This window comes from Enterococcus sp. DIV2385, from assembly GCF_051711925.1.
In the GTDB taxonomy this organism is placed as follows: Bacteria; Bacillota; Bacilli; order Lactobacillales; family Enterococcaceae; genus Enterococcus; species Enterococcus faecalis.
This window is the reverse complement of record NZ_JBIONV010000001.1, coordinates 2,084,652-2,103,467: the sequence shown is the minus strand read 5'-3', so window position 1 is coordinate 2,103,467 and position 18,816 is coordinate 2,084,652. Positions and strand designations below refer to the sequence as shown.

16 protein-coding genes and 1 riboswitch are annotated in these 18,816 nt (G+C 37.1%); of the genes, 11 read left to right on the top strand and 5 right to left on the bottom strand.

Annotation, left to right across the window (positions count from 1 at the left end; all coding sequences use genetic code 11):
- The first annotated feature begins 3 nt into the window (after nt 1–3).
- Nucleotides 4–1,173, top strand: coding sequence for an AI-2E family transporter (locus IGM04_RS10135; RefSeq protein ID WP_002381494.1), 1,170 nt, complete (start codon nt 4–6; stop codon nt 1,171–1,173).
- Nucleotides 1,174–1,234: 61 nt separating this feature from the next.
- On the opposite strand, the gene IGM04_RS10130 is transcribed toward IGM04_RS10135, so the two are convergent.
- Nucleotides 1,235–1,861 carry an FMN-dependent NADH-azoreductase gene (locus tag IGM04_RS10130; RefSeq protein WP_002367152.1) on the bottom strand — a complete coding sequence of 209 codons (627 nt, stop codon included), beginning with the start codon at nt 1,859–1,861 and terminating at the stop codon, nt 1,235–1,237.
- 301 nt (nt 1,862–2,162) lie between these two features.
- Here IGM04_RS10130 and licT point away from each other — a divergent pair, with 301 nt between their 5' ends.
- From licT to manA, 10 genes are all read left to right on the top strand, one after another.
- Nucleotides 2,163–3,005, top strand: coding sequence for a BglG family transcription antiterminator LicT (gene licT, locus IGM04_RS10125; RefSeq protein ID WP_002359608.1), 843 nt, complete (start codon nt 2,163–2,165; stop codon nt 3,003–3,005).
- Nucleotides 3,006–3,167: 162 nt separating this feature from the next.
- The gene (locus IGM04_RS10120) at nt 3,168–5,048 is read left to right on the top strand and encodes a beta-glucoside-specific PTS transporter subunit IIABC (protein WP_086318024.1); all 1,881 of its coding nucleotides are present in this window, start codon (nt 3,168–3,170) and stop codon (nt 5,046–5,048) included.
- Nucleotides 5,049–5,072: 24 nt separating this feature from the next.
- Nucleotides 5,073–6,518: a glycoside hydrolase family 1 protein gene (locus tag IGM04_RS10115; protein ID WP_002395714.1), complete on the top strand. Its 1,446-nt coding sequence runs from the start codon at nt 5,073–5,075 to the stop codon at nt 6,516–6,518.
- Nucleotides 6,519–6,699: 181 nt separating this feature from the next.
- The gene (locus tag IGM04_RS10110; protein WP_002384153.1) at nt 6,700–7,269 is read left to right on the top strand and encodes a guanylate kinase; all 570 of its coding nucleotides are present in this window, start codon (nt 6,700–6,702) and stop codon (nt 7,267–7,269) included.
- A gap of 147 nt (nt 7,270–7,416) precedes the next feature.
- On the top strand, nt 7,417–8,094 hold the full coding sequence (locus IGM04_RS10105) for a TetR/AcrR family transcriptional regulator (RefSeq protein ID WP_002367146.1): 678 nt from the start codon (nt 7,417–7,419) through the stop codon (nt 8,092–8,094).
- A gap of 20 nt (nt 8,095–8,114) precedes the next feature.
- Complete coding sequence (locus IGM04_RS10100) at nt 8,115–9,842, top strand: ABC transporter ATP-binding protein (protein WP_002356575.1); 1,728 nt, start codon at nt 8,115–8,117, stop codon at nt 9,840–9,842.
- Nucleotides 9,839–11,707 carry an ABC transporter ATP-binding protein gene (locus IGM04_RS10095; protein ID WP_086318025.1) on the top strand — a complete coding sequence of 623 codons (1,869 nt, stop codon included), beginning with the start codon at nt 9,839–9,841 and terminating at the stop codon, nt 11,705–11,707. The genes IGM04_RS10100 and IGM04_RS10095 overlap by 4 nt, the downstream gene beginning before the upstream one ends.
- Nucleotides 11,708–11,869: 162 nt before the next feature.
- Entirely contained in the window at nt 11,870–12,739 is an 870-nt protein-coding gene (locus IGM04_RS10090; RefSeq protein WP_161970843.1) for a VOC family protein, read from the top strand.
- Between the two features lie 129 nt (nt 12,740–12,868).
- Complete coding sequence (locus tag IGM04_RS10085) at nt 12,869–13,912, top strand: serine hydrolase domain-containing protein (protein ID WP_086318026.1); 1,044 nt, start codon at nt 12,869–12,871, stop codon at nt 13,910–13,912.
- A 41-nt stretch (nt 13,913–13,953) separates the two neighbouring features.
- Entirely contained in the window at nt 13,954–14,925 is a 972-nt protein-coding gene (gene manA, locus IGM04_RS10080) for a mannose-6-phosphate isomerase, class I (RefSeq protein ID WP_002356580.1), read from the top strand.
- Nucleotides 14,926–14,980: 55 nt separating this feature from the next.
- Here the strand turns inward: manA and IGM04_RS10075 are convergent, their stop codons facing one another.
- The 4 genes from IGM04_RS10075 to IGM04_RS10060 form a co-directional block, all read right to left on the bottom strand.
- On the bottom strand, nt 14,981–15,526 hold the full coding sequence (locus tag IGM04_RS10075) for an ECF transporter S component (protein WP_086318027.1): 546 nt from the start codon (nt 15,524–15,526) through the stop codon (nt 14,981–14,983).
- A 2-nt stretch (nt 15,527–15,528) separates the two neighbouring features.
- Nucleotides 15,529–16,503, bottom strand: coding sequence for a nucleoside hydrolase (locus IGM04_RS10070; RefSeq protein ID WP_086318028.1), 975 nt, complete (start codon nt 16,501–16,503; stop codon nt 15,529–15,531).
- 77 nt (nt 16,504–16,580) lie between these two features.
- A riboswitch (PreQ1 riboswitch) is annotated at nt 16,581–16,625 on the bottom strand.
- 114 nt (nt 16,626–16,739) lie between these two features.
- A complete protein-coding gene (locus IGM04_RS10065) occupies nt 16,740–17,432 on the bottom strand; it encodes a type 1 glutamine amidotransferase (RefSeq protein ID WP_002356583.1) in 693 nt (230 codons plus the stop codon).
- A complete protein-coding gene (locus IGM04_RS10060; protein WP_086318029.1) occupies nt 17,422–18,774 on the bottom strand; it encodes a Mur ligase family protein in 1,353 nt (450 codons plus the stop codon). Before IGM04_RS10060 ends, IGM04_RS10065 begins: the two co-directional genes overlap by 11 nt.
- Nucleotides 18,775–18,816: the final 42 nt, after the last annotated feature.

Here is an 18,816-nt window from a genome sequence, read left to right as displayed (position 1 = left end):
TCAATGGATAAAAAACAAACGACTGATAAACGCCTGTCTTGGTTTTGGCGTTGGTTTTTAAATAATCAAGTAGTAACAGCCTTACTGATTGTCTTATTGGTGCTGTTAATTATTCTAACTTTTACGAAAGTTTCTTATTTATTTAAGCCCGTCTGGCAGTTTTTCGGCGTTGTCGGCTTACCAGTAATTATGGCGGGGATTTTATATTATTTATTAAATCCGATTGTCGATTATTTAGAGAAAAAACAAATCTCACGTGTCTGGAGTATTATCGGCCTATTTATTTTAATTGTGGCACTACTCATTTGGGGTGGTATTGTAATCGTTCCTAAAATTCGTGAGCAATCTGTCAGCTTTGTGAATCATTTTCCTCAATATATTGATACAATTGATCAAAAATCGCAGGAAATATTAAGTGATCCACTTTTCGCGCAATTTAGAGAACAACTTGAAGCGGCAGGCGATAAAGTTGTCAGTTCGTTAGGTACCATCATTAAAAACGTCTCAACGTTCACAGTACAAGGAATTGGTAATTTCTTTGGGGCGGTGGCTACGATCTTTGTCGCCATCATTACGATGCCCTTTATTCTATTTTATTTACTGAAAGATGGCAAAAACTTAGCGCCATATTTAATGAAGTTTTTACCAGTGAAGATGCGTAAACCAACCTTAAAAGTTCTTGCAGAAGTCAATGATCAAGTCTCTTCTTATATTAGAGGACAGTTAACTGTCGCTTTCGCAGTGGCAATTATGTTTATGATTGGTTTTTCTGTCATTGGCTTAGATTATGCAGTCACTTTAGGTATTGCAGCAGGCTTTTTAAATTTAATCCCTTATTTAGGGTCATTTTTAGCCATGATTCCAGCAGTCTTTTTAGGAATTGTCAGCGGGCCAGCTTTGTTAATTAAAGTCTTGATTGTTTTTGCCATTGAGCAAACGGTCGAAGGTCGGTTTATTTCACCACTTGTCCTAGGCAGTCAGTTATCCATTCATCCAGTCACCATTTTGGTTGTTTTATTAACGTCTGGTAAACTATTTGGGATTGTCGGGGTGATTTTAGGAATTCCTGTTTATGCCGCAGCTAAGGTGATAATTACACACATTTTTGAGTGGTACCAAATTGTTTCCGGTTTGTATGATGAAGATAAGCCAGATCAACAAGAATCTACGTAACAAAAGAGACAAGCAGTGAATGAACTGCTTGTCTCTTTTTGATGTAAATCACTCGGAAAATTTAGAATGTTTTACCGTATTCAGTTGCTTTGGTCATGGCAGTATTTAAAAGTTCTTCCGCACGATCAGGGAAATGATCGATTCCTTCGATGAATAATCCGTCAACTTGATCAACGCCAATAAAGTTTAGAATCGCTTTAATGTATTGAGAAGCAAAATCTTTTCCTTCGTAGAAGCCGCCATTTGATTGGATGTGTAAGGCTTTTTTACCACTTGTTAGAGGTTTTGGTCCTTCTGCAGTATATTGGAATGTTTTTCCAGCAACGTTGATTGTATCTACCCAAGCTTTTAAGCGTGTCGGTACGTTTAAGTTCCACATTGGATTAGCAATTACTACTTTGTCTGCAGATAAAAATTGATCAGTTAATTCATTAAAACGAGCCACTTTTTGTTGTTGGTTTTCGCTTAATGTTTCAAATGCTGCGCCAGCGCGAAGTGCACCCCAAGCAGATAATAATTCTTCATCGATTTCCGGCATGTTTGTTTCTGGTGCATAAACATCTAAAATTTCGATTTCGTCTGATGGATTTGTTTCACGGTATGAAGCTAAAAATGTTTCTAACGCACGAACTGAGCGTGATTCTTCTTTTGTTAATGGATGTGCTTTAACAACTAATAATTTTGACATTGTGTAATCTCCTTAAAATAAATAGTTTAAAAATTCAACATCTCTATTTTACTAATAAAAAGTAAGAGAAAGCAAGTCTTTTTTTTACTTTTAGTAAACTTTTTTTTAAAATGGATCAACAGAGTAAAAAATAAATAAAAATATTTTTTTGGAAAGGCTTGCATATTAAAAAAAAGCATGCTATTATTACTTTGTAAATAAGGATTGTTACTGCTTTGCAGGCAAAACCAGAGTCTTCCATTAACACAATCAGTGGAGGGATTCTGGGCTTTTTTTATAAAAAAGTGAGGTTGCATTCATCATGAGGATTGAAAAAGTTTTAAATAATAATGTCGTGCTTTCAAGAAATGAGCAAGGCGAAGAAATTGTTTATATGGGACGCGGCTTAGCCTTTCAAAAGAAGATTGGAGACACGATCAATCCAGATTATGTTGAAAAGGAATTCGTGTTAAAGGACTCCGCTATGGCAGGGCAATTCCAGCAGCTGTTTGAAGACGTCCCCACCAAAGAAGTAGAAGTCGTCAAACAAATCGTTGATTTAGCAGAAACAACGCTAGCGATTGAGCTTTCATCAAATATTTATTTAACTTTAACGGATCATATTCACTATGCGTTACTTCGAGCCAAAGAAGGAATTGATATTCCGAATCCTCTTGTATTCGAAACACGCAAATTTTATCCTAAAGAATTTGAAATCGCAAAGCAAGCATTAGCGATTATTGCTGAAAAGCTAGGGGTTCAATTTTCAGAAAATGAAGCGGGCTTCATTGCTTTTCATATTGTGAATGCTGAACAAGGAAATGGCAATATGGAAGTTACCATGGAAGCAACCAAGATGGTTCGTGATATTTTAACGATTATTAGTCGCTACTTTGGACAGGTGTTTGATGAAGATTCATTGAACTATCAACGAATTGTTACACATCTTCAATATTTTGCGCAACGTTATTTAAAACAAGAAGCGCATGATGAGGAGGACGAATTTCTTTTTGCTTTGGTCCAAGGAAAGTATCCTAAGGCGTTTCAAGCGGTCCAACGTATTAATGAGTATTTATTAAAAAGCTATGATCGACCAATTGATCAAGCGGAAATGATTTATTTAACCATTCATATCCAAAGAGTGGTCAATGATAAAAAAGCATAACAACCAATAATCGCGGATTGTTACTGATAATGCAGGCAAAACCTAGATTGAAAAAACCGATAACGATTTTCGCAGACTGCGCAGCTGTGAAGAGAAGGATCTGGCTCTTTTTCAATGTAGGTTTTTTTGATATTAAAAATTAATGGAAATGAGGATCTAGAGATGAGTAAAAATCAAGAAATTGCAGCACGTGTGTTAAAAGCTGTTGGGGGCGAAGGCAACGTTAATAGTGTTGTTCACTGTGCTACACGCTTACGTTTTAAATTAAAAGATGAAAATAAAGCAGATACAGCTGCATTGAATGCTGACCCAGATGTTATTCAGGTAGTTCAAAGTGCAGGACAATATCAAGTGGTTATTGGCAGTCACGTTAGTGATGTCTATAAGGATTTGATGGCCAACAGTGGACTAGGTAATGATTCTGATAATATAGAAAAAGAAAGTGGCGGAAATATCTTTAACCGTTTAATTGATATTATTTCTTCTATTTTTACACCGTTTTTAGGTGCAATGGCCGGCGCTGGGGTTCTAAAAGGCTTCTTAACATTGGCTGTAACTATGGGCTGGTTAGCTGACACTTCAGGCGTATATCTTGTTCTCTTTTCGATTGCAGATGGTTTATTTACTTTCTTACCAATTATGTTAGCGTTTACGGCTGCTAAAAAATTCAATACTAATCCCTTTTTAGCGGTTGCTTTGGCGATGGCCTTAGTTCATCCCAGCATTACTGCTTTAGCAGGCAAAACAATTAGCTTTGCTGGTCTTCCAGTGATTATTGGGCCAAGTGGCTATACTTCTTCGGTTTTACCAATTATTTTGGCTGTTTTTGCACAAAGTTATGTGGAACGTTTCTTCAAAAAAGTAATTCCGAGTTTTCTACAAATTATCTGCGTTCCGTTAGCTGTTTTCCTTATTATGGCACCTGTTACCTTCTTAGCTATTGGTCCTATCGGGACGGTCATCGGCGATTGGTTGGGACAAGGATACAACGCAATTTACGCTTTTAGTCCAATTATCGCAGGGTTATTAATGGGTTCGTTGTGGCAAGTCTTGGTAATGTTTGGTATGCATTGGGGCTTTGTACCAATTATGATGTTAAACTTAACACAAGGTGGCGATACGATGGTACCAATGTTATTACCAGCCGTTATTGCACAAGGCGGGGCTGCTTTAGCTGTCTTTTTCCTAACAAAAAATGTGAAACTAAAAGGTTTGGCTTTGTCTTCAAGTATTACGACTATTTTTGGAATTACTGAACCAACTGTATATGGCGTGACTTTACCATTGAAAAAACCATTTATTGCAGCTTGTATTGGTGGCGGTATCGGTGGTGCATTTGTAGCTATGAATCACGTGAAAAACTTTACGTTTGGCTTGGTTAGTATGTTGAGCTTACCTGGGTTTATTCCTGCAGAGACAAAAGATACTGCACCGATGATTACTGGTGCAATTGGTGCCGGAATTGCTTTTATCATTGCGTTTGTCTTAACGTTTGTCTTACGTTTTGAAGATCAACCTAATCCAGAAACAGCAACTGAAAAAACAGAAACTGATAAGATGGTGGCACCTGTAAAAACGAATCAAGAAGACAAAATTATTTTAGCAAGTCCACTTCAAGGTGAAATTTTACCGCTAGAAAAAGTACAAGACCCTGTTTTTGCTTCAGGTGCTTTAGGAAAAGGTGTTGCAATTGAGCCGACTGAAGGCAAACTGTATGCACCCGCAGATGGTGAAATCACCACATTATTTCCGACAGGACATGCTGTTGGCTTGACGACAACAGAGGGCGTTGAATTATTAATGCATATTGGCATGGATACGGTCGAATTAGATGGTAAAGGCTTTGAATTATCAGTGAAACAAGGTGATTCTGTTAAAAAAGGAGATTTGCTGGTTACTTTTGATATTGCTGCCATTAAAGAAGCTGGTTATCCAGTAGTTACACCGATTGTGGTAACGAATACGAATGATTATTTAGATGTTTTGGATATGAACCAAACAGACGTGTTACATGGTGAAGACTTTTTAGCCATTATTAAATAAAAGACAATTGGAGGAGGAACAAGTATGACAACAACGACAAAATTTCCAAAAGGATTTTTATGGGGCGGTGCGACCGCAGCCAATCAATTAGAAGGGGCTTACTTAGCCGATGGTAAAGGGTTATCTGTGGCAGATGCGATGCCTGGAGGAAAACAACGTTTCGCTATTTTAGGAGATGAAGCGTTTGATTGGACGATTGACGAAACGAAATATCGCTACCCTAATCATACAGGAATTGATCACTATGATCGCTTTAAAGAGGACATTGCGTTGTTTGCTAAAATGGGCTTCAAATGTTATCGCTTTTCAATTGCGTGGTCGCGTATTTTTCCACAAGGAGATGAAACACAACCGAATGAAGCCGGCTTGAAATTTTATGATGCGGTTATCGATGAATGTTTAAGCTATAACATTGAACCAGTAATTACGATTTCTCATTATGAAATGCCACTGCATTTAGCGAAAGAATACGGCGGGTGGAAAAATCGTCAATTAGTTGACTTTTATGAACGTTTTGCGGAAACTGTTTTAACACGTTACCACCAAAAAGTTAACTATTGGATGACATTCAATGAAATTAATTCAGCTTTTCATTTCCCAGCACTTAGTCAAGGATTGGTAAAAAGCAATGGAGCCAATGATTATCAAAACATTTTCCAAGCATGGCATAATCAATTTGTTGCAAGTAGTAAAGCTGTAAAAATTGGCCATGAATTAAATCCAGAATTAAAAATTGGATGTATGATTATTTATGCAACAACGTATGGCATTGATTCGAATCCAGTCAATCAAGTTGCTACAATGATTGAAAACCAAGAGTTTAATTATTATTGTACAGATGTTCAAGTTCGTGGTGAATATCCAGCATACGCAGAACGCATGTATCAAAAATATGCTGTGAAAGACTTAGTTATTGAAGAAGGAGATTTAGAATTATTAAAAGAATACCCAGTGGATTACATTGGCTTTAGTTATTATATGTCGACTGCTGTCGATGTTACTGGTACTACCAACGATACAGCAAATGGGAATCTTTTAGGCGGCGTTAAAAATCCCTTCTTAGAAGCAAGTGAATGGGGTTGGCAAATTGATCCCGAAGGCTTACGAATCGCCCTAAATGAATTATATAATCGTTATCAAAAACCTTTATTTATTGTGGAAAACGGATTAGGTGCAATTGATAAAGTAGACGAAAATTTCTATGTGGCAGACGACTATCGGATTGATTATTTACGTCGTCATATTGAAGCAATGGCAGAAGCAGTTGCAGACGGCGTCGATTTAATGGGCTATACGCCGTGGGGCTGTATTGATTTAGTCAGTGCTTCCACAGGTGAAATGAGTAAACGGTATGGGTTTATTTACGTTGATTTAGACGATGAAGGAAATGGTACTAAAAACCGTTATGAAAAAAAATCGTTTAATTGGTACAAACAAGTTATTGAAACTAATGGACAAAACTTAGACTAGTTATTGTAATTAAACAAAACAAGATAAGCGTAGTAGGTTGTTGCTTCTGTTCCCGCCGTTTATTAATTGTTAAGCTTGGGCCAAAAATCCAAAGTGATTTTTGGCCCAAGCTCTTTTTTGTCAATTTTTCAAAATAGTGCACAATACGTTATAATAGAAACAACTGAGAGGAGCGTTTCTAATGATTAAGCAATTACAACATCCATTTTTTGTTATTATGGGTCCGAGTGGTTCTGGCAAGACCGCAATTACAAGTAAGGTTTTTCCGAAAAACTATAAAGTTATCTCGCATACTACGAGGAAAAAACGATTGGATGAAGTGGATGGTGTGGATTACTATTTTGAAACAAAAGCAAGTTTTCAAACCTTGATTGAAACCAATCAGTTAGTGGAGTATGATTTTTACCATGGAAACTATTACGGTGTCGGTGTAGATGCCATCGTTGAAACAACGAAAGAGCATCCAGCCTATAATGCGTTAACTTTTCCAGGCTTTCAAGCGGTCTTTGAGCGTTTTGGCGAGTCCGTCATTCCAGTTTTTTTTGACGTTTCAAAAGAAAATATTTATCAACGTTTAAAGCAACGAGAATCTGATCCTAAAATTATTGAAGAACGTTTAAACCTTTATGATCAAGAAATTCTTATCAAAAACCAATTGGAACAATATCCTAATTATCAACGAATAGATGCCAATGGACCTATAAAAGAGGTCGCTGGCTTGTTACAAGAATGCATCAAACACTATTATTAATCAAGCAACTGGTGAGACAGAATCTAACATTAATTTTGTCTTGCTGGGTGCTTGATTTTTTTTGTAAAAAACTTGCATTCTGAATAGAGAGTGCTATAATGACATGGTGTCATATGACAATGTGTCATAAAAGGGAGGAACACAAATATGCCTACGAATACGTTTTTTCATTTGCCAGAAGAAAAGCAACAACGCTTATTAGATGCTGCGCAAATTGAATTTTCGCGCCATTCTTTACAAGAAGCGTCAATTGCAAATATTGTTAAATTAGCGGAAATTCCACGCGGTAGCTTTTATCAATATTTTGAGAACAAAGAAGATTTGTATTTTTATTACTTTGCGACATTAAGAAAAAATAGTGAACGAGATTTAGAGAAACAAATTATTGCAGAAAATGGTGATTTAATCGAAGCCATGGATGTCTATTTCTCCAAAATGATTGTCGAAGTGCTAACTGGAGAGAATGCTTCTTTCTATCGGAATTTATTTGTCAACATGGACTATCGTGCTTCACGTCGGGTGACGGATAATTTAGCGACTGGGGAAGAGGAAAAAAATAGGAAACAGCACTGTCATAAGCATAGAGGAAGAAAAGGCCATGCTGCCTATGCAGAACATCTTTATCAAATAATCGATCGTTCGAAATTAACCATTGAAACGCCAAAAGAATTCACATGGTTCATGCAGACGGCGATGCATGCCGTTTTCTCAACAATTGTTGATGGGTATCGTCAACAAAGAGAGAATACTGCCTATGATTCAACTGAAGCAGTCAAACAATTAAAAATGAAATTAAATTGGTTGAAAAATGGCGCTTATAAGTAGCAAAAAGGAGGAGAAGTTAGTTGATTAAACTAGTCAAACGGATGTCGTTATGGTCGGTCTTTGCAGCGGTTTTATTTATGATCGTGCAAATTATCGCAGATTTATATCTGCCCACATTAACATCTAATATCATTAATGACGGTGTCGCTAAAGGAGATATTAACTATATTTGGAGTACAGGAGTTGTCATGTTAGGCTTTTCTTTGATTAGCATTGTCGCTTCTATTGGAAATACCTTTTTTGCCACCAAAGAATCACAAAGTTTAGGTAAAAAATTACGGACCGATATTTATCGAAAAGTTGAAAATTTTTCTAATAATGAATTTGACAAATTTGGGACAGCTTCGCTAATTACACGAACAACCAATGATGTCAATCAGATTCAAATGGTTATGCAAATGTTTTTACGTTTAATGATTAACGCACCTTTAACGTTAATTGGTGCAAGTTTTATGGCGTATAACAAGGACCCACAATTAACGAAAATTTTTCTATATGTTTTACCAATTATGGCTGTTTTAGTGGGAGGTATCATGTTTTTAGCGGTTCCGTTATTTAAAAGCATGCAAAAGAAAACAGACCGTTTAAATTTAGTTTTTCGTGAAGGACTGACAGGGGTTCGTGTGATTAGGGCCTTTGGCAAAGCAAACTATGAAGAACAACGTTTTGATGAAGCCAATAAGGATTATACACAAACGGCGATTAAAGTGAATACGATTGTCGCTTTGATGATTCCTTTAATGACACTCATTATGAGTGGTACCAATATTGCAATCACTTGGTTTGGCGGTCATTATATTGCGGAAATGCAACTAGAAGTAGGGAACTTAATCGCCTTTATGACTTATGCCATGCAAATTCTGATGAGTTTCATGATGCTATCCATGATTTTTGTCATGGTACCGCGGGCGCAAGCTTCTGCTGATCGGATTAATGAGGTGCTAAATACTGATTCAGAAATCAAAGATGTACCCAATCCAGAACTACTCTCTCTAAAAGGCGACAAAGCAACATTGGCGTTTGAACATGTTAATTATCGTTACCAGCATGCTGAAAACTTAGCACTGGAAGATATAGATTTTTCAGCAAAATCTGGGGAGACGGTCGCGATTATTGGTGGGACTGGTTCTGGGAAAACAACGCTGGTTAATCTTTTACCACGCTTTTATGATGTTGAATCTGGCAAGATTTTGCTAAATGGTAAAAACATTAAAGATACGTCACAGCATAATTTACGAGAAATGATTGGCTTTGTACCGCAAAAGGCTGTTTTATTTACAGGAACGATTCGTGAAAATATGCAATACGGCGCCCCAAATGCGACCGATGAAGAAATTTGGCAAGCTTTAGAAATTGCGCAGGCGAAGGCGTTTGTTTCAGAATTGGCAGAAGGTTTGGATAGTCATGTCGAACAAGGCGGCGGTAATTTTTCTGGCGGACAACGCCAGCGGTTGGCTATTGCTCGTGCTTTAGTAAAACCAGCAGATGTCTATGTTTTTGATGATTCCTTTTCTGCATTGGATTTCAAAACAGATGCTAATTTAAGAAAAGCCTTAAAAGAGCAGATGACGGATGCAATTGTCGTTTTAGTGGCCCAACGTGTAAGTACGGTTATGGAAGCATCGACAATTTTAGTATTAGACGAAGGAAAATTAGTTGGTAAAGGAACGCATGAAGAGTTATTAGCGAATAACCAAACGTATCAAGAAATTGTACATTCTCAATTGAGAGAGGAGGACCTTGCATGAGTAGTCGACCAAAAGGCGGACCAATGGGCGGTGGACCAGGACGCAACATTGGCGCAAAAGGGCCAAAACCAAAAAATTTCTGGAAAACAGTGAAACGTTTATTTCGGTACATGTCTAAACGAATGCTGTCAATTATTGCTGTCTTAGTGTTAGCAATCGCAGCCGTCGTTTTCCAAATTCAAACACCAAAAGTATTAGGACAGGCAACAACTGAAATTTTTAAAGGCGTCATGAAAGGCGCTGCTGAAATGAAACAAGGCTTAAAAATAACATCTTTTCCAATTGATTTTGACAAAATCGGTCAAATTTTATTAATTGTTATTGCCATGTACCTTATTTCTGCTGTCTTTAATTTCTTGCAGCAAGTAATTATGACACGTGTTTCACAGCGAACAGTTTATGAATTACGTCAAGAATTAGAAGCGAAAATGAACAAAGTTCCAATTTCCTATTATGATACTCATAGTAATGGGGACATTATGTCACGGGCAATTAACGACATGGATAATATTGCGAGTACTTTACAACAAAACTTAACCCAATTAATTACCAGTATCGTGACATTTGTGGGCGTACTTTGGATGATGCTGACCATTAGCTGGCAGTTAACACTAATTGCCTTAGCAACAGTGCCATTAAGTTTAATTGTTGTGATGGTTGTGGCGCCTCGCTCGCAAAAACATTTTGCGGCTCAACAAAAAAGCTTAGGATTATTGAATAACCAAGTCGAAGAAACCTACGGTGGTCACGTAGTAGTAAAAAGTTTCAACCACGAAGAAAGTGATCAAGAAGTATTTGAAAAAGAAAATGAAAAATTATATCATGCTGGTCGCAAAGCACAATTTATTTCAGCGATCATTATGCCTTTAATGAACTTTATCAAAAATCTAGGCTATGTGTTTGTTGCAGTCCTTGGTGGCGTAAAAGTAGCGAATGGTATGATGGATTTAGGGGATGTCCAAGCATTTCTTCAATATACCAATCAATTTTCACAACCGATTACTCAAATCGCTAATTTAATGAATACAATCCAAGCTACGGTGGCTTCGGCAGAACGTGTCTTTGAAGTATTAGATGAAGAAGAAATGGTGGATGAACCTTCTGGCATACCAGTGGAAACAGATAGTCCTTATCGTGTTTCTTTTGAACATGTTGCTTTTGGCTATTCACCAGAGAAATTATTAATGAAAGATTTCAATTTAAATGTTAAACCTGGGGAAATGGTCGCAATCGTGGGCCCAACAGGTGCTGGGAAAACAACCCTAATTAACTTATTGGAACTCTTCTATGATATTAGTAGCGGCAGCATCAAATATGATGGCGTAGATACGCGCGATTTATCTCGCGAAGAGTTGCGAGCACACTTTTCAATGGTTCTTCAAGATACTTGGTTGTTCACTGGAAGTATCTATGACAATATTCATTATGGTAATGAGCAAGCGAGCGAAGAAGAAGTGATCCGTGCGGCGAAAGCAGCCCATGTGGATGATTTTGTCAGAAAATTACCAGAAGGCTATCAAACGATTCTAAATGAAGAAGCCAGCAATATTTCTCAAGGTCAACGACAATTAATTACAATTGCTCGAGCATTCTTAGCAAATCCAGACGTTTTAATTTTGGATGAAGCCACCTCAAGTGTGGACACTCGAACAGAAATACTGATTCAAGCAGCAATGAATCGTTTATTGGAAAATCGGACCAGCTTTGTAGTTGCTCATCGCTTGTCAACTATCCGTGATGCCGATACGATTATCGTTATGGCAGAAGGTTCAATTGTAGAAACAGGAACCCACGATGAATTAATGGCGAAAAACGGTTTTTATGCTGACTTATATAACAGTCAGTTTTCAGAAGAAGTAGCCTAAAAGGCGAAGCAAAAAAATAGTAATTCATGATGAGGCTTCAGGAGCCATAGTCGTAAAGACTGGTTCCTGAAGACTTATTTTTTTAACAAAAAGTTAGCGAAATTGAAAAATTTCTATTTTCTTTTGAGAAAAACAGGATATTACTTGATGAAATAGCAAGAGATGTATAAAATGGGAGAGAAGAAAATGGAGGTAACAGAAAAAATGACTGAATTTCAATTAGAAAAAGCTGCGACATTAAAAACAATTGCCATTCGTGCGAAAAAAGTTGGCGAAATGGTCGACTTTTATAAAAAAGTAATGGGTTTTGTTTTAAAGTCAGAAGAAAATAACCTGTCTATCTGGGGTACACGTGAAGCAGGAACGCAATTATTAATTTTAGAAGAAACTAGAAAAGCCGAAGATTTTCATAATGAAGAAAAGCAAATGGCTTATTTTTCAATTAAAGTTCCTACGGAAAAAGAATTTTTACAAATTGCTCAACGAGTGCTTGAACAAGACTACCCAATTGATGAAAGTTTCCAAATTGGCACACGTCAAAGCATGTTCATTACTGATCTTGAAGGCAATCAATTTGAGATTTTTCACGATGAAGCAACAGCAAATTCGACTTCTGAAAAGCAACCGATTGTGCTTAAAGATCTTATCAGTGAGGACTTAGAGCCACATCAAGGGTTAGCCGCTGGGTCATATTTAGCGCATGTGCAATTAAAAACAAACAATCAAAAAGAAATAAAAACATATTATGAGGAAGTTCTGGGTTTAAAACACAATGAAAAAGATCAATTTGTTTTAGAAGATGGCAAAGCAACTATTGGATTCCAAAAACCTGAAACAAGTGAAGTGGATCAATTACCTGATCCACACTTAGGTTTAGATTTCTTTACCATTAAGCTCTCTGATCAAGACCATATTTTAGCAATGGAGCAACAATTAACGGCAAAAAATCAAGAGTTCTTTATTGACCAGAAAAAAGCGATTGTCACTGTGTTTGATCCAATTGGCTTGGAATGGTGGTTTGTCTTAAAATAAACGCTCAGACAGACAAAATAAGCTTGTTTTAGCAAGTCTGGAATAAAGTCTGAATAAAAGTTTAACGCTACTTTTGTTCGGGACTTATTCTAGACTTTTCCTTTAATATTAAAAATAGAAGGTGAAAAAATGTACGAAAAAACAAAGTGGAAAATTCAAAAAATGATGAAAAAAGGTGTTTTTTCGGGGGCTAGTTTTTGTTTCATTGAAGGTGAAAAAGAGGAGAGCAATTGTTGGGGACTCGCACAAATAAAACCCACCAAAGAACAATTAACTTCGGCCATGCTGTTTGATGTGGCTTCTTTAACCAAAGTAGTCGGCACCACCACCGTTATTTTACAATTAGTGGAAGAAGGAAAAATTATTCTAGATCAATCATTACAAACCTATTATCCCTCTTTTCAAGATCCTAATATTACAATCCGGCATTTGTTGACACATACGGCAGATTTACAAGGCTATATTCCTAATCGTGATCAGCTGAATGCTCAAGAATTAAAAGACGCCTACAATCATTCATTTCACGCAGGCACAGCGATAGGTAAAAAAGTTGTTTATACAGATGCAGGGACTATTTTATTAGGCTTTATGTTAGAAGAAATGATACAGCAATCAATGATAGAAATTTTATCTGAGCGAGTATTGCTTCCTTTAGGGATGAACGAAAGTACGTTTCTACCAAAGAATCCTTTAAACTGTGTGCCAACAGAATTACATGAACAAAGAGGGTTGATTCGAGGTGCAACCCATGATCCTAAGGCATTCGTTTTACGGGAACATGCAGGGAATGCTGGCTTGTTTAGCAATGTCTATGATTTAACAAAATTTGTTCGAATGTATTTAAATCGAGGCAGTTATCACAATCACCAATTCTTGAAAAAAGAGACAATTGATTTGTTACTAGTTAACCAAGTGCCAGCTGCAGATAAACCACGTTCTCTAGGCTGGGATTTTAAATATGATGTAGCTACGCAACGGCCATTATTATTCCATACAGGCTATACAGGCACTTTTTTGCTAATTGATGTGCAAAAACAATCAGCGTTTATCTTTTTATCTAATCGAGTCCATCCAGAGGACCACCGGAACACTTATATCGAAGAAAGAGATCAGTTGTTGGCAACCTATTTAAAAGAGAAATCATCAGTTTCAGATGAAATGACTAGTTTTTAGTGATATAATGAGAGCGAATTCAATTTGGGAGGTCACAGTCAATGCAAGAACCATTATTTTTACAACCTGTTTTTCAAGAAAAAATTTGGGGCGGCAATCGTCTACACACGCTATTTGGTTTCGATTTACCGAGCGATAAAATTGGTGAAGATTGGGCAATCAGTGCACATCCACATGGCGTTAGTACTGTTTTAAATGGCGAATTTAAAGGAAAAAAATTAGATGAATTGTGGGCAGACCATCAAGAGTTATTCGGTCATGCAGGTGGCGCTGTCTTTCCATTATTAACGAAAATTTTAGATGCTGAAGATGATTTATCCGTGCAAGTTCATCCCGATGATGCATATGGCCAAAAACATGAAGGCGAGCTAGGCAAAACTGAATGTTGGTACATTATTGATGCAGAACCTGGCGCTGAAATCATTTATGGACATCACGCGAAAACAAAAGAAGAACTAGCTGAAATGATTGAAGAAGGTCGTTGGGACGATCTTTTAAGAAAAGTACCAGTGAAAAAAGGCGATTTTTATTATGTACCAAGCGGCACTATTCATGCCATCGGCTCGGGTATTTTAATTTTAGAAACGCAACAAAGCAGTGATACTACGTATCGGGTTTATGATTATGATCGAACAGATGATCAAGGAAAGACCCGGGAATTGCATATTCAACAATCCATTGATGTGACAACCGTTCCGGCAAAGGATCCTGACCTCTCTATTCAACAAGAAAATCAAGGACAATCAAGCATTGTTACTTATGTAAAAACGGATTTCTTTAATGTCTATGAGTGGCGTGTCAGTGGGATTCTAAAAGTTAAAAAACAAGCACCTTATACATTAGCAACAGTTATTGAAGGTGTGGGTCGATTGATTACAGAAGATGCTGCAAAAGCAGATGTGGCTACTTTTGATTTGAAAAAAGGCGATAGCTTTATCTTTCCGACAGATATTCCGAGCTGGCGTTTTGAAGGTGATCTAACGATTATAGCTTCAGAACCTGGCAGTCGCTAAAAAAAAGAGGAGATCATCAACAGATGATTTCCTCTTTTTTTGGCATTAAAACAGTTTATTTTGTTATAAAGGAACGTTTAGGTAAGGCAGCGATAAAAGCTGTGACGATGATGACTGATAGCAGACGATCCCCGTAATCTGTTATCAATTGAACCAACAGGACGCTTGCTAACTGATTTAAGCCTAAACCATATAAAAATTGGACAATTATGCTGGAGCCAGCAGAAGTTATTCCACCAAATAAACAAACTGTAATCAAGGAAGAAATTACTGTTCCTGGTATCGTTAACCACAACGTTTTAAATGGTAATTTGGTTACTTTTAACTGCTGATGAAGGAGCAAACCTGCTAAAATTCCTGTGCAGAGTTGGACAGGTGAATAATATAGAGAAAAGATATCCGTTGTCAATCCAGTTAGTAGACTTGTTAAAATACCTGTCAGTGCACCAAAGAGTGGGCCTAATAACGCACCTGTAAAAATAGTTCCCACGCTATCAAGATAGATTGGTAAGCGAAGGAGCAATGCAATGGTACTGCCAAGGTAATTTAAAGCAACACTAAAAGCGATAATTGTAATGATTCGTGGTGTTATTTTTTTCATGGTTATCCCATCCTTAAATTTTTGAAATCTCTTTCGATCTCATCTATTTGTACATTTAAAAGAATGGATAGAAACTTCACGAAAAACTGTTGACTATCAACCGTAGTCAAGACATGACAATTAGCTGGTTGCTGCTGGAAATGATATTGATCGATCATTGATTGCCCCATAGCAATGCCGTCAGGAACAATTTGTCCGTAACTGGAAAAGCCTTGGCAGAGCGTAGAATCAATAAAATAAGCAACCGCTAAGGGATCGTTGATAACACACCCTAAAATACGTTCATATTTCCAATGAAAATCAAAATAAAATTGAGTAATCTCAGCGAGGTAATTCCCCATTTTGGGGTTGAGTCGTTGGCAATAATTGAGAATTGTTGGTGTAAAAACAATTTCTCGTGTGACATCTAAGCCGACCATCTCGATTTTTGCACCTAATTCCTCAAAAACCCAAGCTGCTGCATCAGGATCACACCAATAATTAAATTCTGCAACAGGAGAGCAATTGCCGTGGCTTTTAAAGGTGCCACCCATTGAGACAAAACGTTGAAGATTTCGCCCCAGAAGAGGTTCTTTTTTTAAAGCCAAAGCAATATTTGTTAAAGGACCAAGGGCAATGATTGAGCAATCGGTAGCTTGTTGAAAGGTTTGTGCTAAATAGTCAGCAGCGGAAAGCGCTTGTGCTTGGATTTTGCTAGTTCTGGGGAAATATGTTTCACCTAAACCATCCATGCCATGTGTATCTTGTGCACTAACAAATGGCCGTTTTAAAGGGCTAGCAGCCCCTTGGTAGACAGGAATATCTAAGCGATTAACTTTTTCCAAACATTTAAAAACATTTTCCATGCCAATCTCCACAGGGACATTTCCGCAAACAACTGTAATCGCTTGGACATCTAGCTCTGGTGAAGCAAGTGCATACAAGAGAGCAAGCGTGTCATCAATTCCAGGATCACAATCAATAATTACTTTTTGCATTTTTTCCAATCCTCCTTTTTCGTTAACTGCAAATGATAACTCTTGTTAAAAAAGCTATGACTTGAGTTAGTATTGAGAGATACTTAGTTTTTTATTCTGGGAAGTTTCCGAACCAGTCCGAGAAATTCTCGATTTTAAATGCACCTCTTTATCTTACTATATTTTGTAAAGATGTAAATAGTTGTTGGAGAAATGAAAAAGAATCTAGCCCTATATGTAGGAACTAGATTCTTCTTTTATTTATAAAGCGTTTCAGGAATAGCGATCGGTTCACCATATTTTTTCTCTAAAGCGGTCCGAATTAACCGAATCCCTAGATTTTTGTTGCGTGCTAAGATTGGACCGTGGAAGTAGGAGCCAAACACATTTTTATAGACAACGCCTTCGCCATTATCTTGACCGTTATTGCCTTTGCCTTGTTTGACTGTTCCTAAAGGTCGTTCACCTTCGCCTAAAAAAGTCATGCCATTATGATTTTCAAAACCATAATACGTTTCATCAAATTCTTCATTATAAATTTCAATATCACCAATGAAACGATTGTTGTCTTGGCTCAAAGTGTAATGATCTAATGCACCGATTCCTTTAATTTTTTCGCCTTGTGCGCCGACATAGTAATGTCCTAGAAGTTGATAACCACCACAGATAGCTAACAAGACGCCGTCATTTTCAATATAAGAAGTCAAAGCTTCTTTTTTATTCTGAATGTCTTCTGAGATGATCAGTTGCTCGAAGTCTTGACCGCCACCAACAAAGACTAAATCATATTTTTCGGGATCAAACGGTTCGTAGATACTAATAATTTCTGATCGGAAGGTAACGCCCATTTTTTCGGTTAAATATTTAAGCATCAATAAATTTCCGTTATCTCCGTAAGTATTTAATAAGTTGCCATATAAATGACAAACGACTAATTCTTTAGACACCATTCATTCCCCCTTGAATATACCCTTGGGCTGTTAATGATTTTCTTAATTGCAAAACAGCAGTATAGGTTGCCAAAATATAGACATGATCTGTCGGCAACCTTTTAATTTCTGAAATTACTTGCTCTAAATCAGCAATTTCTAGTAATTTTTCTTCAGGAATACCCGCAACTTTTAAACGCAAGGCCATATCTTCATGGCGATCACCGCCAGCAATTACTTTTGGAATGTCCATATCAGCAAAGGCTTCATGATTACCATCCCAAATCCAACTGACATCAATTCCATCTGCATAATTGGCATTTAATAATGAAACCAGCGAGAAAGAGTAAGGGGCTAAGCCCATCATATCAATGACCTGATTTAAACCAACGGGATTTTTTACTAAAACTAACGTACATTCTTTATCGCCAACTTTAATAGTTTCTTGACGCCCAAAAACTTTTTCATCATAAGCTAAGCCTGCTCGGATTTTATCTGGTGCCACCTGATAGTATTCTGCTACCGCTGTGGCCGCTAGCGCATTATAAACATTATACATCCCACCAACAGCAATGCCATATTCTTCGCCATCAATCACAAAATCAGCAGATGTATTATCCATCCGGACCATTTCCGTTAACTGCACATCCAATTCAGGGCGTTTGAAGCCACAATTTGGGCAATAGTAATCACCTAAATTAGCATACGTAATCATTTTATAATGAAGAATATGATTACATTTTGGACATAAAACCCCATCTGTATTGTAATGAGCTAATTGCTCTTTCGGTGGTAAATGATTAAATCCATAGTATTTGCGAGGATTTACAGTTTCTTTTGAATTAAAAATTGGCGAGTCACCATTGCACAAAATAGTTGCTTCAGGAGCAGCGGCGGCGCCTTCCATAATTAAGCGATACGTCGTATAAATTTCACCATAGCGATCCATTTGGTCGCGGAAAATATTCGTAAAAACAAATAATTTTGGTTGAATATATTTAGTGACACGGCTTAAACTTGCTTCATCAATTTCTAAAACCGCAAATTTCTTTTGCCCTTTTTTCGCCTTGGCATTTAAAAAAGTAGAGACAATTCCTTGCTCCATGTTAGCACCCGTTGGATTTGTTAATACCTCATCAAATTCTTGGCGTAAAATGTTAACAGTTAAAGCAGTTGTCAATGTTTTGCCGTTCGTTCCAGTGACTACGACAATTTCATAGTCTTTTGCCAATGTATCTAAAATTTTAGGATCGATTTTTAGGGCTAATTTCCCTGGGTAGCTACTGCCGCCTTTAAAAAATGTTTGTAAAACCCATTGCGAAGTTTTTCCTGCAGCAATTGCTAAATGACTTCGAATCCCCATTTGTTGTCCCCCAATTTCTATATCTTTAATTTTTCGTTATTT